The sequence below is a fragment of the Streptomyces sp. NPDC045695 genome, from assembly GCF_056432025.1.
In genome coordinates this window covers 60,542-82,649 of the sequence record NZ_JBWKJU010000020.1, presented here as the reverse complement: position 1 = coordinate 82,649, position 22,108 = coordinate 60,542, and the positions used below count along the sequence as shown (strand labels likewise).

Sequence of the window (22,108 nt, the reverse complement as noted above, 5' to 3'; positions counted from 1 at the left end):
CGGTCTTCTTTGCGTACACACCGCAACGGACCAGAGGAGCGATTCACGTGCGCATCGTCATCAGCGAGTTCATCAGCCTCGACGGCGTCGTCCAGGCCCCGGGCGGCCCCGACGAGGACCGGGACGGCGGCTTCGCGCACGGCGGCTGGTCGCACCCCTTCTTCGACCCGGAGGTGATGGGCGGTGCCATCAGTGAGGCGACGAAGAAGACCGAGGCCCTGCTGTTCGGGCGCCGCACCTGGCAGACGATGGCCGCGGCCTGGCCCGAGCGGGCCGGCGACCCCTTCGCCGACCACATGAACTCGATCCGGAAGTACGTCGTGACCGGCACCCTGGGCGACGAGGACCTGACGTGGAACAACACCACGCGCATCCCCGGCGACCGGACCCTCGCCCGCATCCGCGAGCTGCGCGAGCGCGAGGGCGGCGACCTGGCGGTCATGGGCAGCCCCACGCTCGTGCGCAGCCTGCTCACCGAGGGCCTGGTCGACGAGCTCAACCTGATGATCATCCCGGTGCTCCTCGGCGGCGGTAAGTCGATCTTCCCCGAGGACGGTGGGCTGCGCGCCCTCGAACTGGTCTCCACGACCACCAGCTCCACGGGCGTCCACGTCTGCACCTACCGGCCGGCCCACACCGGCTGAGGCGTCCGTCGACCCAGCCTTCAACCGGGTCCGGCAAGAGCGGTCCACCCCTATGGACTCGCCGGGCTTGCCGGGGGGGCGGGGCCGCTCGCAGGGTGGGGGAGGGGCAGGCAGGTCCAGCCGCTCCGCCTGACGAGGCCGACGCGGTGATGGTGACGGCCGGGCCTCCGCGCCGGGAAGGAACGGCAGTCATGATCCTGAAGTCCTCGAAGGACCGAGCGAAGGCCACGGAAGACGGCACGCGCCACCAGCACGACGCAGACGGGCACGGGAACGCGGCCGGCGGGATGCGCTTCCCCACCCGCGAGGACCTGGCCGGCATGCGGAGGCAATGGCGGGCCGACGGAGCGATCGATCCGGAGCAACTCTCCTTGCGCCTCGCCCGCTATGTGAGGGACCAGGAGCAGGAGCGGGAGCCGGTCGCTACGGCAGCCAATCCCCTGGTGCGCCTCGGGGGCAGGTTCGCGGAGCGGACCTCCACCGACTTCAAGGTCGAGACGCGCGGCCCCCGGGCACGGCTCGCGGCGCACGACTGGCTGGACGTCCTGATCCAGTCGTTGAGGCGTACGCGCCTCGACCACAGGGACCTGGGCGCTTCTGGGCGCAAGGAGTTCAACGACGCGTTGAAGGCCGCGTACGCCCGGGGTGACTACCCGTGGCTCGCCGCTTGGCACGAGGACATGAGCCACCGCATGCACACCATGGCTCACGTCGGCCCCGCCGGTACCCAGCGGTTCCTGCCGTGGCACCGGATCTACGTCTTCGGGCTGGAGGAGTTCCTGCGCACGACGCACCCGACCCTCAGGGTGCCCTACTGGGACTTCGCGAACGACCACAGCCGACCCGACTGGGTCTGGCAGCCGCCGGACGTCGAGCGCCACCCACCGGGCGAGCAGGGCGGGTCCCTCCCCGATCAGGCCACGATCGACACGATCCTCCTCAAGTCGACGTACACGGACTTCACGACGAGTCTGGAGTTCGACGCCCACAACGGGGTGCACAACTGGTGCAACGGCACCATCAGCGACATCGCCCTGGCCGCGAAGGACCCGATCTTCTGGCTGCTGCACGCCAACGTGGACCGCATCTGGGACACCTGGCAGCTGACCCATGCGGGGAAGCCGAACGTCAGCGGGGTCGACGCCTATCTCGACCCCACGATCTACTCCACCGAGGACGTGAACGACATCAGCCAACTCGGGTACTCCTACTAGCCGGCCAGATGACGTCAGGACGTCAGGACGTCAGGGGACATCAGAAGACGAACGTCCCGATCCCGACGAGGGCGCCAGCCGCCATGCCCAGCACCAGGACGGCGACCATCCCGGCCAGCGCGGCGAAGAAGTACCCCTCGCCGTTCTCGACGCGCCCGTGCCGCGCACAGGCCGTCAGCCAGGCGGCCAGCGTCAGGAACGGCACGAGGAGCAGCCCGGCGCCGGTCCCGAAGTTGGCCACGGCGGTCCCGGACAGCTCGTACGCCCGGCCCCGCGCGGTCCGCACCTCCACCTCGGTCCCCGGCCGGTAGTCCTCGGCGGCGGTGGCCAGCACGATCTCGCGCTCCGCCTCACCGGGGCGCCGGGACGCGTACCACCCCGTGCAGTCCGTTCCGGTCGTGTACCCCTCGGCGTCCGTCCCCTCGTGGCACTCGTGCACCGAGACGACCCCGTCCACGGCGCCCACACCCACCACGGCGGCGATCTGCGGTCCGGGTAGCAGCCACGTCAGCCATCCGGCCACCCCGAGCGTCACCACCGCCCCCACCGCGGCCGCCCCGCGCCCCAGCTTCCGCACCCCACCCCGCATCACGGCCCCCTTCCCTGCTGCCGATACCCCCGGGCGCGACGGGACTAACGGCGGTGCGGGGCCGCGGGCGGTAGGGGGTGTCTGGCCCTACCCCCCGTACAGTCCCGCGATCTCCGTCGCGTACCGCTCCGCCACCGCGCCCCGCCGGAGTTTCAGCGTCGGGGTCAGCGTGCCCGCCGCGATCGTGAGGTCCTCCGGGAGGATGTGGAAGGCGCGGATGCGCGCCGGGCGGGAGACCGTGGCGTTGGCGCGCTCGACCGCCGCCTCGATCAGGGCGCGGACCGCCGGGTGCGCGGCCGGGGCGGGACCCGGGTCGAGTCCCTCGCGCTCGGCCCAGGCGGCGATCTCCTCCGCGTCCAGGGTGATCAGGGCGACCGGGTACGGACGGCGGTCGCCGATCATCACCGCGCGGGAGACGTAGCCCGACTGCTGGAGGGCGAATTCGACCTCGGTCGGGGTGAGGTTCTTGCCCGCCGAGGTGATGATCAACTCCTTCTTGCGGCCGGTGATGTGCAGGAAGCCGTCGGCGTCCAGCCTTCCCAGGTCTCCGGTGTGCAGCCAGCCGTCCCCGTCCAGCACCTCCGCCGTCGCCGCCGCGTTCGCGTGGTAGCCCGGGAACACCATCGGCCCCCGCGCCAGCACCTCCCCGTCCTGCGCGATCCGGACCTCGCAGCCCTCGATCGGGCGGCCCACCGACCCGTAACGCACCGCGCCGGGGTGGTTGAGGGAGATGACGCCGCCCGACTCCGTCATCCCGTACCCCTCGAACACGGAGATCCCGCAGGCCCGCAGGAAGTCCAGGGTGGCCGGGGCGATCGGGGCGCCGCCGGTGAGTGCCCACGTCAGCCGGCCCCCGAACGCGTCCCGGACGGGCGCGTAGAGGGTCTTCTCCGCCGCCTCCCAGTCCGACCGCAGGGCATCCGGCAGCCGGCCGGCCGCCGCCAGCACCCCCACCCGTACCGCCTCCTCGAAGCGCTCGCGCCCGCCCTCCTCGGACTCAGCCAGCGAGAGCACCACCGCATGCAGCTTTTCGAACAGCCGTGGCACGGACGGGAGATGGGTCGGCGAGATGACGACCAGCTCCGCGAGCACGTCCTCGATCCGACCACCGAAGTAGCACAGCTCCCCGCCCTGCAGCAGCGTCGTGTACTGGATCATCTGGGCGAGCATGTGCGCGAGCGGCAGGTACAGGTACGTCCTGTCCCCCGGCCCGCCCGTCATCAGCGGGAGGGTGGCGTCCTGGATCGCGCCCAGGTTCCCGTGGGTGAGGCGGCAGCCCTTCGGCACGCCCGTCGTGCCCGAGGTGTAGACGATCGCCGCGTCCGCGTCGGGGGTCACGGCCGCCGCCCGGGCGAGGAGTTCGGACTCGGGCCCCTTCGGCAGGGCGGGCAGCTCGTCCATCAGCACGACCGCGCGCAGGGCGGGCAGCCCGCCCGCACCGCGCAGCGCCTCGACCCGTTCCGCCTGCGGTCCGTCGTCGCAGACCACGACCACCGACTCCGAGTCGGACAGGACCCAGGCGACCTCCGCCTCCCCCGCCGTCGGGTACACGGGGACGAGGACCGCCCCCGCCGCCAGCAGCCCGAAGTGCGTGTACGTCCACTGCGGCCGGGTCTGCGCCAGTACGGCGACCCGCTCCCCGGCGGCCACGCCCAGGCCGATCAGCGCGCGCCCGACGGCCCGGACCTCCGCGCCCAGTTCCTCGTACGTACGGGTCCGCCACGGCCCGTCCGCGCCGTCGGGCGCGCGGAACCGCAGGGCGCTCTGCGGCCCGTACCGCTCCTGCGTCCACTGGGTGAACACCGCCAGCGTGCTCGGTCGAACGTCCATCGCCCGCCCTCCCGGTATGGGTGACCCCGATGAGCCCCGTCCGGTCCGACGCTAGGCAGCCGCAGGGCCCGGCGGCATGACCGGAAGCGTCACCCCCGCTGACCGCAGCGCTCATTGGGGCTACCGTCGGAGCCATGGGAAGGCGGACGATCACCGTGCACCATGTGCGCGCCCTGCTCGCGGGGGCCCGCGCCAGCGGCATCGACACCGTGCCGCTGCTCCAGGAGGCGCAGATCCCTCCGCTGCTGCTGGGCGACGACCGGGCGCGGATCACGCCCGCGCAGTTCGCCCGCCTCTTCCGGGCGCTGTACCGGACCACGCAGGACGAGTTCCTCGCGCTGAGCCCGGTCCCGAGCCGCCCCGGCACCTTCGCGATGATGTGTTACGCCTCGCTGGGCTGCGGTGATCTGGGCGCGGCCATGGAGCGCGCGGCCGTCTTCTACGGGCTGTTCCCGGGCGGACCCGAGCTGGCGCTCGAAGTCGAGGGAGACGAGGCCCGGTTCACCGTGCGCAACGCGTTCGCCCGGGACGAGGACCGGTTCCTGACCGAGTGCGTGCTCGCGATCTGGCACCGGCTGAGCAGTTGGCTGATCGGGCGCCGGATCCCGCTCGCGCACGCCGACTTCGCCTATCCCCCGCCGCCGCACGAGGACGAGTACGAGGTCCTCTTCGACTGCCCGGTCCGCTTCGGGCAGGACCGTACGGGCGCCGCCTTCGACGCGCACTGGCTGACCGCGCCGCTCGTACGGGACGAGGCCGCGCTCGACGCGATGCTGCGCCGCGCCCCCTTCGACCTGCTGTCGCGCCCGGAGTACGGGACCACGGTCGCGGAGCAGGTACGCCGGACCCTGACCCAGCGGCTGCGCACGTCGCCGCGGCTGCCCGCACTCGGGGAGGTGGCCGCGCGGCTGGCGGTGTCCCCGGCGACGCTGCGGCGCCGGCTGCGGCAGGAGGGCACGTCCTTCCAGGAGCTGAAGGACCACGTGCGGCGCGATGCGGCGATCGCGGGCCTGGCCGAGAGCGGCGAGCCGATCGCCGAGCTCGCCGCGCGGCTGGGCTTCTCGGAGGACACCGCCTTCCACCGGGCGTTCCGGCGCTGGACGGGAACGACGCCGGGGGCGTACCGCATCGCTTCGGGTGGCTGAGCGCCAGGTCATCCGCTTCCTGATAATCCGCGACGGATCGATTTCGCTACCCTGACCTTATGACACCGGACCTGTCCTACCTCCTGGACCACACCAGCCACGTACTGCGCACCCAGATGAGTGCCCAGCTCGGCGAGATCGGACTGACCCCGCGGATGCACTGCGTGCTCGTCCACGCCCTGGAGGAGGAGCGCACCCAGGCGCAGCTCGCCGAGATCGGGGACATGGACAAGACGACGATGGTGGTGACCGTCGACGCCCTGGAAAAGGCCGGCCTGGCCGAGCGCAAGCCGTCCGGCGCCGACCGGCGGGCGCGGATCATCGCGGTGACCGAGGAGGGGGCGAAGGTCGCCAAGGAGAGCCAGAAGATCGTCGACCGCGTCCACGGGAGCACCCTCGGCTCCCTGCCCGACGACGAGCGCGACGTGTTGATCCGTGCGCTGAACCGCCTGGCCAGGGGGCATCTGGAGACGCCGGTGGAGGGCCCTCGGACGGCCCGGAGGGCACGCCAGAAGGGGTAGCAGCCCGCGGACCACTCGATCCGTAAAAGATAGTCTGCAACAAAACTATCTGCTACGGTCTTTCCTGTTGCCCAGTCCATGACAGGAGAGACCGCAATGCCTGCCGCCACCGCACCGTCCTCCACGGCCACTCCCACCTCCACGGCCGCTCCCTCCGCCGCCGTTACCTCTCCGGCCGCTCCCTCCCGCTCGCGCTGGCTCGCCCTGGGCGTTCTCGCGACCGGCATGCTGATGACCGTCCTCGACGGCAGCATCGTGACCGTCGCCATGCCGGCCATACAGAGCGACCTCGGCTTCACCCCGGCCGGGCTGAGCTGGGTGGTCAACGCCTACCTCATCGCCTTCGGTTCGCTGCTCCTCCTCGTCGGGCGCCTGGGCGATCTGATCGGCCGCAAGCGGATGTTCCTCGCCGGCACCGGCGTGTTCACCGCCGCCTCCCTGCTCGCGGGCGTCGCCGCCTCCCCCGGGATCCTGATCGCCGCCCGCTTCCTCCAGGGCGTCGGCAGCGCGATGGCCTCGGCCGTCAGCCTCGGCATCCTCATCACCCTCTTCACCGAGCCGCGCGAACGGGCCAAGGCCATCGCGGTGTTCAGCTTCACCGGGGCAGCCGGCGCCTCGATCGGGCAGGTACTGGGCGGTGTCCTCACCGACGCGCTCACCTGGAACTGGATCTTCTTCATCAACCTGCCCATCGGCGTCGCGGCGGTCTTCTTCGCCGTGCCCGCCCTGCCGGGCGACCGCCGCCTCGGCCCGAAGGCCGGACCGGACACCCTCGGCGCACTGCTGGTCACTTCGGGCCTGATGCTCGGCATCTACGCGGTCGTCAAGATCGAGGAGTACGGGGCCGCTTCGGCCCGCACGATCGGCTTCGGGGGCCTCGCGCTCGCCCTGATCGCCGGCTTCTTCGTCCGCCAGGCCACCGCCGAGAACCCGCTCATGCCGCTGCGCGTCTTCCGCTCCCGCAGCGTCTCCGGGGCGAACCTGGTCCAGATGCTGATGATCGCCGCGCTCTTCTCCTTCCAGATCTTCGTCACGCTCTACATGCAGAACGTGCTCGGCTACGGCGCCGCCCGGACCGGACTCGCCATGCTGCCCGCCGCGGTCGTCATCGGGGCGGTCTCCCTGGGGGCCTCGGCCCGCCTGGTCGCCCGCTTCGGCGAGCGCGATGTCCTGCTCACCGGTCTGATGCTCCTCGTCGGTGTGCTCGGCCTGCTGACCCGGCTGCCCGGCCGGGCCGACCAGGTGAACTACTTCACCGATCTGCTCCCCGCGATGCTCCTCGCCGCCGGCTTCGGCCTCGCACTGCCCGCCCTGACCTCGCTGGGCATGTCCGGCGCCGAGGAGGAGGACGCAGGCCTGGCTTCCGGCCTCTTCAACACCACCCAGCAGATCGGCATGGCCCTCGGCGTCGCGGTGCTCTCCACCCTGGCCGCCTCCCGCACCGAGTCCCTCACCGCGGCGGGCCGCCCCACCGCGGAGGCCCTGACCGGCGGCTACCAGCTGGCCTTCGCGGTCGGCGCCGGGCTCATCGTCGCCGCCCTGACCGTCGCCTTCACGGTCCTGCGCCGCCCCCGGCGGACGTCCGAGCCGAACGGCTGAGCGGAGGGCCGAGCCAGTGGACACCGGTGGGAGCGCCGGATCGGCGCGGCGGGCGCGCGGCGGCGTGCGAGTCCGGGCCAGGAAAGGTGAGCTGCACGGTCAGCGACCTTCCTACCGGTCGGTCACTACCTTCACCTCACCTACCCCCCGCACGCATCGAGCCTCTGGGAGAACCGCCCATGCGTTTGCGAAGCACCGTCCTCGCAGCCGTGACCGCCCTGGCCCTCTCGGCCGGCGTCCCCGCCGCCGCCACCGCCGCCGCGGCCACCGACACGGACACCGACACGGCCGGGCTCGCGCCCGGCGACGTCGTCAGCAGCGCGCCCTCCGCCTTCCACCCGCTGCCCGGCCAGCCCACCAACACCAAGGCCTGGAAGATCCACTACCGCTCCACCACCGCCGACGGCGCCCCCAACGTCGTCTCCGGCACCGTGATCGTCCCGCAGGACGGCCGCACCGGCCCGCGCCCCCTGATCACGTACGCCGTCGGCACGGTCGGCCTCGGCGATTCCTGCGCACCGAGCAACAACCTCCCCAACGGCACCGCCATGGAGGCCAACCTCATCCAGCAGCTGACCCAGCGCGGCTGGGCCGTGGTCGTCACGGACTACGAGGGCCTCGGCACCCCGGGCGTCCACACCTACACCGTGGGCCCCTCCGCCGGACACGCCGTCCTCGACGCCGCGCGCGCCGCCCAGCGCCTGCCCGGGGCGGGGCTGTCACCGACCGGCCCGGTCGGCATCATGGGCTACTCGCAGGGCGGTCAGGCCAGCAGCTGGGCCGCCGAGCTGCACGGCTCCTACGCCCCGGAGCTCCAGGTGAAGGGCACGGCGACCGGCGGGGTCCCCGCCGACCTGCTGAAGGTGGCCGAGTTCAACAACGGCTCCTACGGCTCCGGGCTCATCTTCATGGCGGCCGCCGGACAGGACGCGGCCTTCCCGGAGCTGGACCTGGACTCCTACCTCAACCCGGCGGGCAGGCTGCTGGTCTCCGGCATGAAGGAGAACTGCGTGGCGATCGACGCGATCGCGGGCTCCTTCAAGCGGATCTCCGACCTCACCACGCGCGACCCCCTCGCCCAGCCGGACTGGCAGGCCCGCCTGAACGGGAGCAGGCTCGGACGCACCGCCCCGGCCGCGCCGGTGTACCAGTACCACGCGCTGGGCGACGAGTTGATCCCGTACGCGGTGGGCCGCGGGCTGCGCTCCGACTGGTGCGCGAGGGGCGCGAACGTCGAGTTCGACACCATCTGGGTCGGGGAGCACGTCAGCGGCGTGATCACGCAATCGCCGGCGGCCGGGAACTGGCTCGCGGACCGCTTCGCCGGGCGCCCGACCCGCGCCAACTGCTGACCGCACGCCGACCGCACCGCCCCGCCGGGTCCCTCTCCCTCACTCTCCGGCGGGGCAGGACCGCGTCCCCGACGGCAGCCGCCCGTCGATCAGGAAGCGGTCCGCGTACTCCCGTACGCACGGGGAGGCCGCGTAGCCGGTGTGCCCGTCGCCCTTGTAGTCCACGACCACCGCGGAGCCCAGCCGCTTCGCCGTCTCCTCCGTCCACTCGTACGGGGTCGCCGGGTCGCCGCGGGTGCCGATCAGCAGCATCCGCGGGGCGCCCGGGTGGTCGATCTTCCGGATGAAGTCGGTGCCGGCGGGGCGCCCGTAGCAGGCGAGCACGGTCCTCAGCTGGCTCGGCCCGAAGATCTTCGACGCCTGGAGGAACTCGCCCTCCAGGGCGGCCAGTTCCTTCTCCACGGCGGCCGGGGTGGCCCGGTCGTTGGAGCGGTCCGGATCGTCGGCGCAGTTCACGGCGACGAGGGCGGCCTCACCGTTGTCGGCGGGCACCGGCACCGTACCGGCGGCGCGCCCCGCACCCTCGCGGCGGCTGCGGCTGTCGGAGGGCGCTGCCGGACCGCCGAGCTGCATCAGCCCCACCGGATCGCCGTCCCGCTCGGCCATCGCCAGCGCCTCGGCGAGCGCGGGCCACATGCTCTTCGCGTACAGGGCCAGCGAGATCGAGGCGACGGCGTCCTGTCCGGTCACGAACGAGCCGTCGTGGCCCACCAGCGGCTCCCTGTCGAGCCGCGCCACCAGGGCGCCGACCTCCTCTTTGGCGCTGCGGATGTTGGTCCCATACACACAACCCTTCTGGTGGGTGCACCAGGCCAGGAAGCGTTCGAGGGCCCGCTGCTGGCCGCGCGCCGACACGAGTGCCTGCTCGGCCAGCGGTTCGGTGAGGGTGTCGACTCCGTCGAGGACCATGCGGCCGGTGTCGCGGGGGAACTGCGCGGCGTACACGGCGCCGAGCCGGGTGCCGTAGGAGAAGCCCAGGTAGTTGAGTTTCCTGTCGCCGAGGACCCGGCGCATCACGTCCATGTCGCGGGAGACGTTGACGGTGCCGACGTACGGGAGCACGGGGCCGGAGGCGAGCTCGCAGCGCCTGGCCACGGCGCGCAGGGCGGCCAGCTGCGCGGCGGCGTCCTCGCCGGCCGGCTCCTGTGCGGTCTGCTGCGAGCCGCCGCAGGAGATCGGCCCGCTGCGGCCCACCCCGCGCGGGTCGAAGGCGACGAGGTCGTACCGCTCGCCGAGGGCGGCGAAGGCCTTGGGGTCGGCGGCCAGCGCGGCCACGCCGGGACTGCCGGGCCCGCCGAAGTTCAGCAACAGGGAGCCGATGCGCCGCGCGCGGTCATTGGCCGCGATCCGCGCGAGCGCCAGCGTGATCGTCCCCTTGGCGGGAGCGGCGTAGTCGAGCGGAACCTCAACCGTCCCGCACCGCATCCCCCGGGGAACGCTCTCCCCGGGCCCCACCACACACGCCCCCCACCGGATCCGCTGCCCGTGAAACCGCGCCAGCGGATCGCCGCCGGTCGCGGGCGCGGCGGCCAGCGAGGCCACTATGAGGGCGCAGGCCGCGAGCGCGGCGGAGGCGCGGGAACGGTGCACTGCACCCTCCTCGGGGTGACCCCCCGGAGCCATCAGCCCACCCTAAACCGCCTCTGGCCCCCCCGCCCGCCCAGCCCAACACCCCGCAGGGCCCCGACCCCCACCACGTTCGGCCGATACAGACCGAAGCCGCCCGGGGCCGGGTGTGTGCCGGGGTGTCCCCGCAGGGCGCCGAACACACCACCGCCGCACCCCCCGACCCCCCGAACCGTTCGGCGCCCGAGGAGACACCCCGGCGCGCGCCCGGCCCCACCACAACCGCCCCCCAGCCCGGCCCGGCGCGGCCCAGCCCGGCCCGGCGCGGCCCGGCTCCGCCAGTCAGCTCCGCCCCGCCCGTCAGCCCGGCCCGCCGCCAGGCGTGCGGTACAGCTCGTCGATCCGGTCCGCGTAGTCCCGCGCGATCGCCCCCCGCCTCAGCTTCAGCGACGCAGTCACATGGCCGCGCGCCTCCGTGAAATCCCCCGGCAGGACCGCGAAGCGCCGGATCGACTCGGCCCGCGACACGAGCCGGTTCGCCTCGTCGACCGCCCGCTGGAGGTCCGCCAGCAGTTCCTCGTCGCGCACCAGCTCCCGCATCGGCACGCCCTGCTTCTTGTGCATCTGCCGCCAGTGCTGGAGCCCGTCCGGCTCCAGGGTGATCAGCGCGGCGATGTACGGCCGGTTGTCGCCGACCACCATGCACTGGCCGACCAGCGGATGGGCCCGCAGCCAGTCCTCCAGCGGGGCGGGCGCCACGTTCTTGCCGCCGGAGGTGATGATCAGGTCCTTCTTGCGGCCGGTGATGGTGAGGTACCCCTCGGCGTCGAGCTCGCCGATGTCACCGGTGGCCAGCCAGCTGCCGGCCGGAAGCGCGTGCCCGCTGTTCCAGTACCCGGCGAACACGTGCCCGCCGCCCAGCAGCACCTCCCCGTCGTCCGCGATCCGTACGGCGGTGCCCGGCAGCGGCCACCCCACCGTGCCGAGCCGGGGCCGCAGCGGATGGGTCACGGTGCTCGCGCCGGTCGTCTCCGTCAGGCCGTAGCCCTCGAACACCTCGATGCCCGCGCCGGTGTAGAACGCCGCCAGCCGGCGGCCCAGCGGCGAGCCGCCGCTGAGCACGTAGCGGACGCGCCCGCCGAGCGCGGCCCGGATCCGCCGGTAGACGAGCGGGTCGTACAGGGCCCGCGCGGCGCGCAGCCCCAGACCGGCGCCCCTGCCCTTGCCCTCCGCCGCCTCGCCGACGCGCTGCGCGATGCGGGCGGCCCGGTCGAAGGAGGAGGCCCGGCCCATCTTCTCGGCGGTGGCGCGCGCGGTGTTGTAGACCTTCTCCAGCACGTAGGGGATGGCCAGCAGGAAGGTCGGCCGGAAGCCGGCGAGGTCGGCGAGCAGGTCCTCGGTACGGATGCTGGGCGCGTGCCCCAGCTTCACGCGCGCCCGCATGCATCCGACGGCGACCATCCGCCCGAAGACGTGGCTCAGGGGCAGGAACAGCAGGGTGGAGGCCGGGTCCGTACTGACGGATCTGAAGACGGGGTGCAGCAGCTCCACCGCATTGTCCACCTGGGCGAAGAAGTTGGCGTGGGTGATCACGCACCCCTTGGGCTGCCCGGTGGTGCCGGAGGTGTAGATGAGGGTCGCGACGCAGTCGGGCCTACGGGCGGCCCGGCGCTCGTGCACCACCTCGTCGGGGAGGTGTTCCCCGGCCCTGACCAGCCGGCCGACGGCGCCGGTGTCGAATTCCCACAGGTGCGCCAGCCAGGGCAGGTTGGCCCGCTCGTTGCTGATCATCCGTGCCTGCGCGGTGTCCTCGACGGCGCAGGCCACGGCGCCGGAGTCCTGGATGATCCAGCGCGCCTGGAGGGCGGAGGAGGTCGGGTAGATCGGTACGGTGACCAGCCCGGCGGCCCATCCGGCGAAGTCGAGCAGGGTCCAGTCGTAGGTCGTACGGGCCATGATGGCCAGCCGGTCGCCCTCGCGCAGCCCTTCGGCGATGAGCCCCTTGGCGACGGCGAGCACCTCGGCCGCGAATTCGGCGGCCGTGACGTCGCGCCAGCTCCCGTCCTGCTCCTTACGGGCGAGCACCGCCTCGCGGGGGGCCTCCCAGGCGTTCTGGAAGGGGATGTCCCCGAGGGATCCCTGCTGCGGTACCGGCGCGAGCGCGGGGACCCGCACCTCGCGCACCACCCCGTCGACGACCCTCGTCACGGGCTCGACGGTGTCGACGGGCTTGACCGGCCTCAGTTCGGCTTCCACGGCGGGGTCTCCTCGGCTCGACTCTGGAGTTACCGCCGGTAATCTACGGAGGGGTAACCGCCCTGACCAGCCCTCCGGCCGTGCGGGGCCGAACCCACGCGACTCCTCCACACGACCCGCACCGACCGCACCCTGCCTGATCCCGGACGTCCGGACCGAGATGCTCAGGCGGCGGCGCGCGCCTCGGCCGAGCAGGTACGGCAGCGGCCCGGGTGCGGGGCACGGAAGGCGCGTTCGCAGCCGTCGCAGGTCTGGAACGGGTCCGGCCGTCTGCCCGGCCGGACCGCCGTCGCAGCCGGAGCAGCCGGGGCGGGCGGCAGGCACGGCGGGAGCAGCGCGGTGAGGCGGTACGCGAGCACGGCGGCGGGATGGTGCATGGGCGCGGGCAGGTTCGCGGCCAGGGCCCGTGCGACCGCGTCGGGGTCGAGCCCGCGCTCCAGCCAGACCGACGCGCGCGGCGCGAGCCGCTGCACGTCGCGCTCGGACAGCAGGAGCCGGGGGTCGTACCGCCGCAGCCCGGCGAGCAGACCGACCGCCTCAGGGTGCGGGCGCGGCTCCGCAGACGGCGGCGCGAGGGGTTCCGCCGCAGGCCGGGAAGCCTCCTCCGGTACGGGTTCCAGTACGGCCTCCGCTACGGGTTCCCCTACCGGAGGCCGCGGCGGGGGCGGGGGCGGCTCCGGGAGCGGCGGGCCGTCCGGCCCGACGGCCCCCGGCCTGTTGTGCGAGTACGTCCGGGTCACCACCCGCCCGCCCTCCAGCCGCTCCCGCCGCCGCTCCAGGTAGCCGTGCCGCTCCAGCTCCCGCAGGGCGGAGGCGATCCGCACCTCTCCCTCCGGGAAACGGCCGGCCAGGGCCTTGATGCCGACGGGGACCCCGTCCGGCAGCGACTGGATGTACGCGGCGACGCCGATCGCCATCGCGGACAGGTCGGGGTGCTGGAGGAGGTGGTTGCCCACCACGGTGAAGTGACGGGTGTGCGACGTGTTGACGTGGATGACACCGGATCGGGGGGTCCCGGAGGGAACACGGGACGAGGTGCGCGAGGGCGCGCTAGGGTGCTCAAGAGCCATCGGGAAGGTGTTGCTTCCTAGTTGGTCAGGCCCTCGACCGGGATGCCAGTCCCGCCGGGGGCCGTCTCATGTCTGCGGTTGTCGGGGCGAGCATATGCCCGCCAACCGGGCCGAAATCCAGTCCAGTTGGCACCTTTCACCCATCCGAGCGACGTGCGCCCGGTTTGGTTGGGTTGGTTGGTTCTTCCCCCCGGTTCTTTGGCTCCTTATGCGTCTAAGCACACCGGGACCCGGCTCCCCGCGACCCGGCGGCAAGCGGTCACGTCCGGGCGGCGCGGGCGGCGCGGGCGCTCGACAGCGCCTGGCCCAGTGCCAGCATGCTCAGGCCGAACATCGTGATGCCCAGGGGGACGTGGAGCGACTTCACGTGCGCGACGCCGAGGACCACCTGCACCGAGGCGAGAGCGAGGAAACCGGACGCGTGCAGGATGGGGCGGGGCGAGCCGCCGCCGGGCCGCCACGCCAGGATCGCGGCGAGGACGTACACCATCGACGCCCCGTACATGACCTTCGAGCCGGCGTCGTGCAGTGCGTAGCCGTGGGATGAGGTCAGCAGCACCCCGGCGGTGGCCGCCTGGAAGAACAGGGCCATCGTCTGCAAGGCGATGGCGACGCGTACGAAAGTGAATCCGCCCGGCACTGCGGTCGTCTGAACGGCCATGGAACGGCCCCCTCTTCTGCCTCGCGGCGGTGGATCGGTAGTCTCTCGACAGTCCGACGACGCAGGCCCGCGAAATGTGAGGCGGCGTTGTGAGCTGGCGTTGTGAGGTGGCGTGTCGACCTCACCGTCACGTGCGGCGATTCGGCCCCGACAGCGCGAGCGGACGCGGGTGAGAAGAGCCAAGGAGCGGCCACGCCCATGAGTACAACGCCCGAGCTCGCGCACGACCGGCCCGAGCCGGGCCTCAGCGCGCTCCTCAGCGAGCGGCGCAGGCTGCTCAACCTCGCCTACCGGCTGCTCGGTTCGCTGGCCGAGGCCGAGGACGCGGTCCAGGAGACGTACACCCGCTGGTACGCCATGACGCGCCGGCAGCAGGAGGCCATCGAGTCGCCCGCCGCCTGGCTGACGAAGGTCGCGGGCCGCGTCTGTCTCGACGTGCTCGGCTCGGCGCGCGCCCGGCGCGAGCGCTACGTCGGCACCTGGATACCCGAGCCGCTGCCCGACCACACGGAGTGGATCAGCGGGCGGGCGGTCGACGCGAGGACCGACCCCGCCGACCGGATCACCCTGGACGAGTCGGTGAACATGGCCTTCCTCGTCGTACTGGAATCGATGACACCGGCGGAACGCGTGGCGTTCGTCCTGCACGACGTCTTCCGCTACCCCTTCGCCGAGATCGCAGACATCGTCGGCCGGACGCCCGCGGCCTGTCGGCAGCTGGCGTCCTCGGCACGTCGGCGCGCCGGCGCCGCACAGGCCCCCACGGCTCCGGCAGCCGGGCAGGCAGCGCTGGTGCGGCACTTCAAGGAGGCGTGGGAGGCGCGGGACATCGAAGCCCTCGTCGGCCTCCTCGACCCCGGCGCCACGATGAACGCCGACGGCGGCGGCCTGGTGGGTACCGTCCTGCACCCGGTCGAAGGCAGCGAGGACATCGCCGCGTACCTGATCCACATCGCCGACAAGGCCCCCGGACTGACCCTCCTGGAGCGGAGCGTCAACGGCCGGCCCGGGCTGGTCGCCCAGCACGGCGGGGTCACGGTGACCGTGGCCGCGTTCGACCTCGCCGGAGACCGCGTCGCCCGGATCTGGGCGGTCCGCAACCCGGAGAAGCTCCAGGCGTGGCCGCGGAGCGAACCGGACGCGGTGCGATGAGCGAGCTCGACCTGCCCGAAGACCGCGGCTGCCTGCGGTGGGTCCTGGGCGTCCCGCTCGCCGCCCTGGTCTACCTCCCCGCGTCGTTGTCCTGTTACCTCGCCCTGGTCATGCAGCCCCAGTCGCCGCACGACCAGCTGCGGGAGGACGTCCGTTTCATGGCCGCGGTCTGCGTCTTCCTGTGTCTGGTGGGGCTGCTGATCACCATCACCCCGGTGTTCCGCAGGACCCTGGGCCGGTGGTGGTTCGCCATGCCGTTCCTGCTGGCGGCGCTCGCGTACGTCCGCGCGCAGACCGTCTGAGACGCGCCGCAGCCCCCGCCCGGACGGGTCGGGGGCTGCGGCGCGCTCAGGGCCAAGGAAGAGGCGTAGAGGCAGAGGCAGAGGCGGACGCAGAGGTCAGGCTGCGACGGCTACCGGCTCCGGCGTGGCGGTCGCCGCCGACGGGCTCGGCTCGTCCAGGGCGGAGACCGAGGCGGAGGCGTAGGCCTCCTTGTCCAGGATTCCCTCGCGGGCCGAGACGATGACGGGGACCAGGGCCTGGCCGGCCACGTTGGTGGCGGTGCGGATCATGTCCAGGATCGGGTCGATCGCCATCAGCAGGCCGACGCCCGCCAGCGGCAGGCCCAGCGTGGAGAGGGTCAGCGTCAGCATGACGGTGGCGCCGGTCAGACCGGCCGTGGCGGCCGAGCCGATGACCGAGACGAAGACGATGAGCAGGTACTCCTTGATGCCCAGCTGCACGTCGAAGATCTGCGCGATGAAGATCGCGGCGAGCGCGGGGTAGATCGCGGCGCAGCCGTCCATCTTGGTGGTGGCGCCGAACGGGACGGCGAACGACGCGTATTCCTTCGGGACGCCGAGGCGCTCGGTGACCTTCTGGGTGACCGGCATCGTGCCGACCGAGGAGCGCGAGACGAAGGCCAACTGGATGGCCGGCCAGGCGCCCTTGAAGAACTGCAGCGGGCTGACCTTGGCGACCGTCGCGAGCAGCAGCGGGTAGACGACGAACATCACGAGGGCGCAGCCGATGTAGATGTCGGCGGTGAAGGTCGCGTACTTGCCGATCAGGTCCCAGCCGTACGTGGCGATCGCGGTGCCGATCAGGCCGATGGTGCCGATCGGGGCCAGGCGGATGACCCACCACAGGGCCTTCTGGAGGAGCTCCAGCGCGGACTCGGCCAGGTCGAGGACCGGCTTGGCCTTGGCCCCGATCTGGAGGGCGGCGATTCCGGCGACGACGGCCAGGAAGACGATCTGGAGGACCTTCAGCTGGGTGAACGGCGTGACGATGTCCGTCGGGATGATCCCGGTGAGGAAGTCGATCCAGGAGCCGGTCTTCTTCGGGTCCTTGCCGTCGGCCGCGGTGAGGCCGGTGCCGGAGCCCGGGTCGGTCAGCAGGCCGATCGCGATGCCGATGCCGACCGCGATCAGCGAGGTGATCATGAACCAGAGCAGCGTCCGGGAGGCGAGCCGCGCGGCGTTGTTCACCTTCCGCAGGTTGGTGATCGACACCAGGATCGCGAAGAAGACGAGCGGGGCGATGGCGAGCTTCAGCAGCTGGATGAAGATGTCGCCGGTCTTCTCCAGGGTGGTCCCGAGCCAGCTGACGTCCTGGCTGCGGGCTATCCACCCGAAGAGGACGCCGAGCGCGAGACCGGCGACGATCTGGGCCCAGAAGGGGAACGTGAAGGAGGCCTTGGCAGGGGCCGGGGCGGGGGCCTGGGGGGACGCGGATGTCGCGGACACGGACACTCTCCGGTGAGGGGCGCACAAAGAACGGGGAACGAACGGGGGGAAGTTCTGCGGTGGGACGCGGTGGGACGCGGCGCGGCAGGAGCCGGAAAGGGCCGGCCGGGACGCGGGGACCGCTGCTGTATCGATTCAGCTCAACAGCAACAGGCCGCGGACGCGCGGCGGCAGAGGTCGACGTGCAGGCGCGCCACGAGCGGAACGCTCGTGGTCATCGGGTGCGCAGCTGTGGTCGACATGTTGAACACGCTAACACTTCTCCTTTGAGAATCTCAAAGGGACTCTTTGAGGCAGGAGCGCGCCGCCTTCCCCGCGCCGCCCCGGAAAACGCGAACGCCCCAGCACACGGGGTTGGTTACCCGGTGCTGGGGCGGTTCGACGCGTGCGCGATGAATCCGACCGCGTGCGTCGCTACGAGCTCGGGCGCTCAGGGGCCTACGAGCTCCGGAGCTACGAGCTCACGCGCGCCGCGTCGTCGGCCTGGTCCTCCTGGCTGCGGTTCGCGGCCAGCTTCTGCTTCGCGCCCTCGACGCGCCCGGAGATCTGCGCGGACATCTCGTCGCGCTGCTTGCGCAGGAGGACGAAGGAGAGCGGGGCGGAGATCACCAGCGCGAGCAGCGCGACCCAGGCGAGGTTCGCGTCCCCGAGCCCGGCGGGCACCCAGCCGAGCCGGACCAGGACGGCGACGACGACGAGGCATCCGACGAAGATGCCCAGGCGCATCGCGGTGTAGCGGATCGTTGCGCTCGTCTTGAGGGACACGGTGACCCCTTCTCTCTCGTCGTGGTCGTACGTCGGCGTGCCCGTCCAGTGAAGCACGCCCGGAACGCACCCCGGCCAGCCGGGCCCCTAGAGGCGTGTGTCTAGCGCAGCGGCAGCAGCATCGTCACGTCGTCGCGGTCGTCGCCCGGGGCGACCCGGATCGCGCCGGGGACGCGTCCGACCTCGCGGTAGCCGCAGGCCGTGTAAAAGCGTTCCAGGCCCTGACCGCCGCGGGCGCCGAGGCGGATCGCCTCGATGCCCTCGATCGAGCGGGCCGCGTCCGCCACCGCGGCCATCAGCGCGCGTCCCCCGCCCTTGCCCTGGTGGCGCGGATGGACCATCACCGTGTACGCCCACACCCAGTGGAGCTGGAGGTAGTGCGTGTTGTGGGTCAGGAAGGCGGTGGCGGCGACCGCCCCGTCCTCGTCGTGCCCGACGACCAGCCGGCTGCCGCCGTCCGCGACCGCGGCGAGTTGCTTGACCAGGGACGGGCGGATGTCGTCGGGGGTGACGGGGGGCACGAAGCCCACCGCGCCGCCCGCGTTGGACACGTCCGTCCACAGGCTGAGGATTCCGGCGTGCAGGGCGGAGTCGACCACGGGGTCAAGCGTGAAAGTAAGAGGCACACCTGCATGGTAGTCATTACCCGGTCGGGCGCCAACAGACAAAGGAGCCCCGGTCCGCAGGGCGGCCGGGGCTCCGTTGTGCTGCTGGTGGTGCGTCAGACGCGCATCGCCTGCGGGGTCTCGCGCAGCCCCGCGTCCGGACCGGGGTACTCGCGGATGATCTCGTAGCGCGTGTTGCGCTCGACCGGGCGGAAGCCCGCCTCGCGGATCAGCTCCAGCAGGTCCTCGCGGCCCAGCTTGTTCGGGGTGCCGTAGTTGTCCGCATCGTGCGTGATCTTGTACTCGACGACCGAGCCGTCCATGTCGTCCGCGCCGTGCTGGAGCGCGAGCTGGGCGGTCTGCACGCCGTGCATCACCCAGAAGACCTTCACGTGCGGCACGTTGTCGAAGAGCAGACGGGATACGGCGAAGGTCTTCAGGGCCTCGGCGCCGGTCGCCATCGTCGTCCGCGCCTGGAGCTTGTTGCGTACCTTGCCGTCCTTCATGTCCACGAAGTCGTGCTGGTAGCGCAGCGGGATGAAGACCTGGAAACCGCCGGTCTCGTCCTGGAGCTCCCGCAGCCGCAGCACGTGGTCCACGCGGTGGCGCGGCTCCTCGATGTGCCCGTAGAGCATCGTCGAGGGGGTCTTGAGGCCCTTGGAGTGCGCCAGGCGGTGGATGCGCGACCAGTCTTCCCAGTGGGTGCGGTGGTCGACGATGTGCTGGCGGACCTCCCAGTCGAAGATCTCCGCGCCGCCGCCCGTGAGCGACTCCAGACCGGCCTCGATCAGCTCGTCCAGGATGTCGGAGGCCGACATGCCGGAGATCGTCTCGAAGTGGTGGATCTCGGTCGCCGTGAACGCCTTCAGCGAGACGTTCGGCAGCGCCTTCTTCAGCTCGGACAGCGAGCGCGGGTAGTAGCGCCACGGCAGGTTCGGGTGCAGGCCGTTGACGATGTGCAGCTCGGTGAGGTTGTCGTTCTCCATGGCCTTGGCCAGGCGGACGGCTTCCTCGATGCGCATCGTGTACGCGTCCTTCTCGCCCGGCTTGCGCTGGAACGAGCAGTACGCGCAGGAGGCGGTGCACACGTTCGTCATGTTGAGGTGACGGTTGACGTTGAAGTGGACGACGTCGCCGTTCTTGCGCGTGCGCACCTCGTGGGCGAGGCCGCCGAGCCAGGCCAGGTCGTCCGACTCGTAGAGGGCGATGCCGTCCTCACGGGTCAGCCGCTCGCCGGAGCGGACCTTCTCCTCCAGCTCACGCTTGAGCCCAGCGTCCATGTACCGGTCGCCTCCTCTAGATGCCTCTACCTGTCCTGCACTGTCCTGCAAGCCCTGGCCCACCGTACTCTCAGGCTTCCTCGGGCAGTTCCCCGACCCGGTTCTCCCACTTCGTGGAGAGCACGATGGTGGTGCGGGTGCGCGAGACGCCCTTGGTGCCGGAGAGCTTGCGGATGATCTTCTCCAGGCCGTCCACGTCGTTGGCGCGCACCTTCAGCATGAAGGAGTCGTCGCCCGCGATGAACCAGCAGTCCTCGATCTCCGCGAGGTCGCGCAGCCGGCGGGCGACGTCCTCGTGGTCCGCGGCGTCGGAGAGCGAGATGCCGATCAGCGCCGTGACGCCGAGGCCGAGGGAGGCCGAGTCCACCGTGGCCCGGTAGCCGGTGATGACGCCGGCCGTCTCCAGCCGGTTGATGCGGTCGGTGACGCTGGGGCCGGAGAGGCCCACAAGACGGCCCAGCTCCGCGTACGAGGCACGACCGTTCTCCCGGAGTGCCTGGATGAGCTGCCTGTCCACCGTGTCCATTACGTGGAGCCTTCCATTATTCGGCGATCCTGCAAGTTTAGGTATAGAATCTAAGGCACACAGGGTCAACACCCTGTGAAATCTTTCATCAGATCAATGACGATCTTCAGGAGTGGTTCACCGTGTACACGATCGAGATGGCCTACGCGCACATGCGACAGCTCCAGGAGCTGGCCAACCGATCCCGTGCCCACCAGCCCGCCGCCGCCCACCGCATCGACAAGATCCGCAAGCCGCTGGGCCGTAAGAAGGCCTAGTCACCGCCGCTTGCCCCCAGGGGAGAACGGGAGCCTCCCAGCTCCCCGTCCCAACGGCGGTACAGCCGGTGCGGCACCCCTGCCGCGTCCAGCACCCGCCCCGCGACGAAGTCCACCAGATCCTGGATGTGCGTCGCACCCGCGTAGAACGCCGGAGAGGCGGGCAGCACGACCGCGCCCGCCTCGTCCAGCGTCACCAGATGCTTCAGCGTCTGCCCGTTCAGCGGGGTCTCCCGCACCGCGACCACCAGCCGGCGCCGTTCCTTGAGCGTCACGCTCGCCACGCGCTGGAGCAGGTCCTTCGACAGCCCGAGCGCCACCCCCGCCACGCAGGCCGTGGACGCGGGGACGATCAGCATCCCCTTGACGGGATACGAGCCCGAGCTCGGGCCGGCCGCCAGGTCCCCGGCGCCCCAGTACCGGACGTCCGCGTCCTCCATGACACCGGGAAACGTCCCCGGCTTGCCGTCGGCGCCGCGCGCCAGCCACTGCGCGAGGTCGTCGCGCCAGTGCCCGTCGCGGAAGGCGATCCCCGTCTCGTCCAGCAGGGTGAGCCGCGAGGCCCGGCTGACCACCAGGTCGACGCTCTCCCCCGCGGTGAGCAGCCCGCGGAGCACCGCCGCCGCGTACGGCGTCCCGGACGCCCCGGAAACCCCTACCACCCAAGGGGTGCGCTTGCGCTCAGTCATACCTCCGAGACTATCCGGCCATGCCCGGGCAGGGGCGGGTCAGGTCTCGCTCGGGTGCACGGGCAGTGTCGAGGTCTCCACCGTCAGCACGCCGATGCCCGTGTCGACCTTGAGCGGCTTGCCGTAGGCGATGGTGTCCCGGCCGAGATACCCCTCCGGGCCGGGGTTCCACAGGGTCACGCAGTGCGCCCGGTAGGGGTCGAAGATCAGGTAGTGCGGGATGCCGCGCCGGGCGTAGGCCCGGTCCTTGGTCTCGTAGTCGTTGCGCACGCTGCCCGGCGATACGACCTCGACCGCCACCTCGATCAGCTCCGGCGGGTAGGCCCTGAGGTTCTTGGCGACCTCAGCGGCCGGGATCACGGCGAGATCCGGACAGAACTCGTTGTCCTCGTCAAAGGGGACGGCGACATCGGAGATCACCGCCCACTCTTCCCCGAGCTGCGCCTCCAGCGCGTTCCACACCTGCCGGATCGTCTGTCCGTGGTGCGGCCTGACCGGACTCATCACGATGGCGCCCTCGACAATCTCCGTCCGGTACCCGGGGAACATGTCCTCGAACCGGCTGAGCTGCGAGTGCAGGCGGTCGCTCTCCGAGATGGTCACGTCGGCCTCCCTCTCTCTGCACTCGATGGTAGGCCG

At 71.8% G+C, this 22,108-nt stretch carries 22 protein-coding genes; 9 read left to right on the top strand and 13 right to left on the bottom strand.

The window, feature by feature from the left end:
* The first annotated feature begins 47 nt into the window (after positions 1 to 47).
* Together AC07DU_RS27470 and AC07DU_RS27465 are read left to right on the top strand one after the other, a co-directional pair.
* A complete protein-coding gene (locus AC07DU_RS27470) occupies positions 48 to 644 on the top strand; it encodes a dihydrofolate reductase family protein (protein WP_479114244.1) in 597 nt (198 codons plus the stop codon).
* A 191-nt stretch (positions 645 to 835) separates the two neighbouring features.
* On the top strand, positions 836 to 1,858 hold the full coding sequence (locus AC07DU_RS27465) for a tyrosinase family protein (RefSeq protein WP_479114242.1): 1,023 nt from the start codon (positions 836 to 838) through the stop codon (positions 1,856 to 1,858).
* 40 nt (positions 1,859 to 1,898) lie between these two features.
* Here AC07DU_RS27465 and AC07DU_RS27460 read toward each other — a convergent pair whose 3' ends face one another.
* Positions 1,899 to 2,447 carry a hypothetical protein gene (locus tag AC07DU_RS27460; RefSeq protein ID WP_479114240.1) on the bottom strand — a complete coding sequence of 183 codons (549 nt, stop codon included), beginning with the start codon at positions 2,445 to 2,447 and terminating at the stop codon, positions 1,899 to 1,901.
* An 87-nt stretch (positions 2,448 to 2,534) separates the two neighbouring features.
* Positions 2,535 to 4,277: an AMP-dependent synthetase/ligase gene (locus AC07DU_RS27455; RefSeq protein ID WP_479114238.1), complete on the bottom strand. Its 1,743-nt coding sequence runs from the start codon at positions 4,275 to 4,277 to the stop codon at positions 2,535 to 2,537.
* A 134-nt stretch (positions 4,278 to 4,411) separates the two neighbouring features.
* On the opposite strand from AC07DU_RS27455, the gene AC07DU_RS27450 reads away from it, so the two are divergent.
* The 4 genes from AC07DU_RS27450 to AC07DU_RS27435 all read left to right on the top strand — a co-directional run bounded on the left by AC07DU_RS27450 (position 4,412) and on the right by AC07DU_RS27435 (position 8,894).
* On the top strand, positions 4,412 to 5,422 hold the full coding sequence (locus AC07DU_RS27450; protein ID WP_479114236.1) for an AraC family transcriptional regulator: 1,011 nt from the start codon (positions 4,412 to 4,414) through the stop codon (positions 5,420 to 5,422).
* A 59-nt stretch (positions 5,423 to 5,481) separates the two neighbouring features.
* A complete protein-coding gene (locus tag AC07DU_RS27445) occupies positions 5,482 to 5,943 on the top strand; it encodes a MarR family winged helix-turn-helix transcriptional regulator (protein ID WP_479114234.1) in 462 nt (153 codons plus the stop codon).
* Between the two features lie 96 nt (positions 5,944 to 6,039).
* Positions 6,040 to 7,542, top strand: coding sequence for an MFS transporter (locus AC07DU_RS27440; RefSeq protein WP_479114232.1), 1,503 nt, complete (start codon positions 6,040 to 6,042; stop codon positions 7,540 to 7,542).
* Between the two features lie 179 nt (positions 7,543 to 7,721).
* Entirely contained in the window at positions 7,722 to 8,894 is a 1,173-nt protein-coding gene (locus AC07DU_RS27435; RefSeq protein ID WP_479114230.1) for a lipase family protein, read from the top strand.
* A gap of 39 nt (positions 8,895 to 8,933) precedes the next feature.
* Here AC07DU_RS27435 and AC07DU_RS27430 read toward each other — a convergent pair whose 3' ends face one another.
* The 4 genes from AC07DU_RS27430 to AC07DU_RS27415 form a co-directional block, all read right to left on the bottom strand.
* Positions 8,934 to 10,484: an alpha/beta hydrolase gene (locus AC07DU_RS27430; RefSeq protein ID WP_479114228.1), complete on the bottom strand. Its 1,551-nt coding sequence runs from the start codon at positions 10,482 to 10,484 to the stop codon at positions 8,934 to 8,936.
* A gap of 336 nt (positions 10,485 to 10,820) precedes the next feature.
* On the bottom strand, positions 10,821 to 12,716 hold the full coding sequence (locus AC07DU_RS27425) for an AMP-dependent synthetase/ligase (RefSeq protein ID WP_479114226.1): 1,896 nt from the start codon (positions 12,714 to 12,716) through the stop codon (positions 10,821 to 10,823).
* A 164-nt stretch (positions 12,717 to 12,880) separates the two neighbouring features.
* Positions 12,881 to 13,786 carry a helix-turn-helix domain-containing protein gene (locus tag AC07DU_RS27420; RefSeq protein WP_479114224.1) on the bottom strand — a complete coding sequence of 302 codons (906 nt, stop codon included), beginning with the start codon at positions 13,784 to 13,786 and terminating at the stop codon, positions 12,881 to 12,883.
* A gap of 259 nt (positions 13,787 to 14,045) precedes the next feature.
* Entirely contained in the window at positions 14,046 to 14,447 is a 402-nt protein-coding gene (locus AC07DU_RS27415; RefSeq protein ID WP_479114222.1) for a hypothetical protein, read from the bottom strand.
* Between the two features lie 198 nt (positions 14,448 to 14,645).
* Between AC07DU_RS27415 and sigJ the strand changes: the two genes are divergently transcribed.
* Positions 14,646 to 15,599, top strand: coding sequence for an RNA polymerase sigma factor SigJ (gene sigJ / locus AC07DU_RS27410; protein ID WP_479114220.1), 954 nt, complete (start codon positions 14,646 to 14,648; stop codon positions 15,597 to 15,599).
* Positions 15,596 to 15,901 (top strand): hypothetical protein, encoded by a 306-nt coding sequence (locus tag AC07DU_RS27405; protein ID WP_360901656.1) that lies wholly within the window; start codon positions 15,596 to 15,598, stop codon positions 15,899 to 15,901. The genes sigJ and AC07DU_RS27405 overlap by 4 nt, the downstream gene beginning before the upstream one ends.
* A 96-nt stretch (positions 15,902 to 15,997) precedes the next feature.
* Here the strand turns inward: AC07DU_RS27405 and AC07DU_RS27400 are convergent, their stop codons facing one another.
* The 5 genes from AC07DU_RS27400 to AC07DU_RS27380 form a co-directional block, all read right to left on the bottom strand.
* A complete protein-coding gene (locus AC07DU_RS27400; RefSeq protein WP_479114218.1) occupies positions 15,998 to 17,347 on the bottom strand; it encodes a dicarboxylate/amino acid:cation symporter in 1,350 nt (449 codons plus the stop codon).
* A 453-nt stretch (positions 17,348 to 17,800) separates the two neighbouring features.
* Positions 17,801 to 18,169 (bottom strand): DUF4229 domain-containing protein, encoded by a 369-nt coding sequence (locus AC07DU_RS27395; protein WP_360901650.1) that lies wholly within the window; start codon positions 18,167 to 18,169, stop codon positions 17,801 to 17,803.
* A gap of 44 nt (positions 18,170 to 18,213) precedes the next feature.
* A complete protein-coding gene (locus AC07DU_RS27390) occupies positions 18,214 to 18,738 on the bottom strand; it encodes a GNAT family N-acetyltransferase (RefSeq protein ID WP_360901647.1) in 525 nt (174 codons plus the stop codon).
* Between the two features lie 95 nt (positions 18,739 to 18,833).
* The gene (gene mqnE, locus AC07DU_RS27385; protein WP_360901644.1) at positions 18,834 to 19,997 is read right to left on the bottom strand and encodes an aminofutalosine synthase MqnE; all 1,164 of its coding nucleotides are present in this window, start codon (positions 19,995 to 19,997) and stop codon (positions 18,834 to 18,836) included.
* Between the two features lie 70 nt (positions 19,998 to 20,067).
* Positions 20,068 to 20,523 (bottom strand): Lrp/AsnC family transcriptional regulator, encoded by a 456-nt coding sequence (locus AC07DU_RS27380; protein ID WP_030009228.1) that lies wholly within the window; start codon positions 20,521 to 20,523, stop codon positions 20,068 to 20,070.
* Positions 20,524 to 20,645: 122 nt separating this feature from the next.
* On the opposite strand from AC07DU_RS27380, the gene AC07DU_RS27375 reads away from it, so the two are divergent.
* Positions 20,646 to 20,780: a hypothetical protein gene (locus AC07DU_RS27375; RefSeq protein WP_360901709.1), complete on the top strand. Its 135-nt coding sequence runs from the start codon at positions 20,646 to 20,648 to the stop codon at positions 20,778 to 20,780.
* Here AC07DU_RS27375 and AC07DU_RS27370 read toward each other — a convergent pair.
* Both AC07DU_RS27370 and AC07DU_RS27365 read right to left on the bottom strand, forming a co-directional pair.
* Complete coding sequence (locus AC07DU_RS27370) at positions 20,777 to 21,469, bottom strand: UbiX family flavin prenyltransferase (protein WP_360901640.1); 693 nt, start codon at positions 21,467 to 21,469, stop codon at positions 20,777 to 20,779. The genes AC07DU_RS27375 and AC07DU_RS27370 overlap by 4 nt on opposite strands.
* Positions 21,470 to 21,508: 39 nt before the next feature.
* Positions 21,509 to 22,072, bottom strand: coding sequence for a Uma2 family endonuclease (locus AC07DU_RS27365; RefSeq protein WP_479026097.1), 564 nt, complete (start codon positions 22,070 to 22,072; stop codon positions 21,509 to 21,511).
* Positions 22,073 to 22,108 lie beyond the last annotated feature (36 nt).

What these genes read in the sequence shown, in the direction of transcription:
- AC07DU_RS27450 (WP_479114236.1), top strand. Translation starts at nt 4,412, where the DNA reads ATGGGAAGGCGGACGATCACCGTGCACCATGTGCGCGCCCTGCTCGCG.
- AC07DU_RS27445 (WP_479114234.1), top strand. Translation starts at nt 5,482, where the DNA reads ATGACACCGGACCTGTCCTACCTCCTGGACCACACCAGCCACGTACTG.
- AC07DU_RS27455 (WP_479114238.1), bottom strand. Translation starts at nt 4,277, where the DNA reads ATGGACGTTCGACCGAGCACGCTGGCGGTGTTCACCCAGTGGACGCAG.
- AC07DU_RS27465 (WP_479114242.1), top strand. Translation starts at nt 836, where the DNA reads ATGATCCTGAAGTCCTCGAAGGACCGAGCGAAGGCCACGGAAGACGGC.
- AC07DU_RS27435 (WP_479114230.1), top strand. Translation starts at nt 7,722, where the DNA reads ATGCGTTTGCGAAGCACCGTCCTCGCAGCCGTGACCGCCCTGGCCCTC.
- AC07DU_RS27440 (WP_479114232.1), top strand. Translation starts at nt 6,040, where the DNA reads ATGCCTGCCGCCACCGCACCGTCCTCCACGGCCACTCCCACCTCCACG.
- mqnE (WP_360901644.1), bottom strand. Translation starts at nt 19,997, where the DNA reads ATGGACGCTGGGCTCAAGCGTGAGCTGGAGGAGAAGGTCCGCTCCGGC.
- AC07DU_RS27460 (WP_479114240.1), bottom strand. Translation starts at nt 2,447, where the DNA reads ATGCGGGGTGGGGTGCGGAAGCTGGGGCGCGGGGCGGCCGCGGTGGGG.
- sigJ (WP_479114220.1), top strand. Translation starts at nt 14,646, where the DNA reads ATGAGTACAACGCCCGAGCTCGCGCACGACCGGCCCGAGCCGGGCCTC.
- AC07DU_RS27420 (WP_479114224.1), bottom strand. Translation starts at nt 13,786, where the DNA reads ATGGCTCTTGAGCACCCTAGCGCGCCCTCGCGCACCTCGTCCCGTGTT.
- AC07DU_RS27380 (WP_030009228.1), bottom strand. Translation starts at nt 20,523, where the DNA reads ATGGACACGGTGGACAGGCAGCTCATCCAGGCACTCCGGGAGAACGGT.
- AC07DU_RS27370 (WP_360901640.1), bottom strand. Translation starts at nt 21,469, where the DNA reads ATGACTGAGCGCAAGCGCACCCCTTGGGTGGTAGGGGTTTCCGGGGCG.
- AC07DU_RS27415 (WP_479114222.1), bottom strand. Translation starts at nt 14,447, where the DNA reads ATGGCCGTTCAGACGACCGCAGTGCCGGGCGGATTCACTTTCGTACGC.
- AC07DU_RS27405 (WP_360901656.1), top strand. Translation starts at nt 15,596, where the DNA reads ATGAGCGAGCTCGACCTGCCCGAAGACCGCGGCTGCCTGCGGTGGGTC.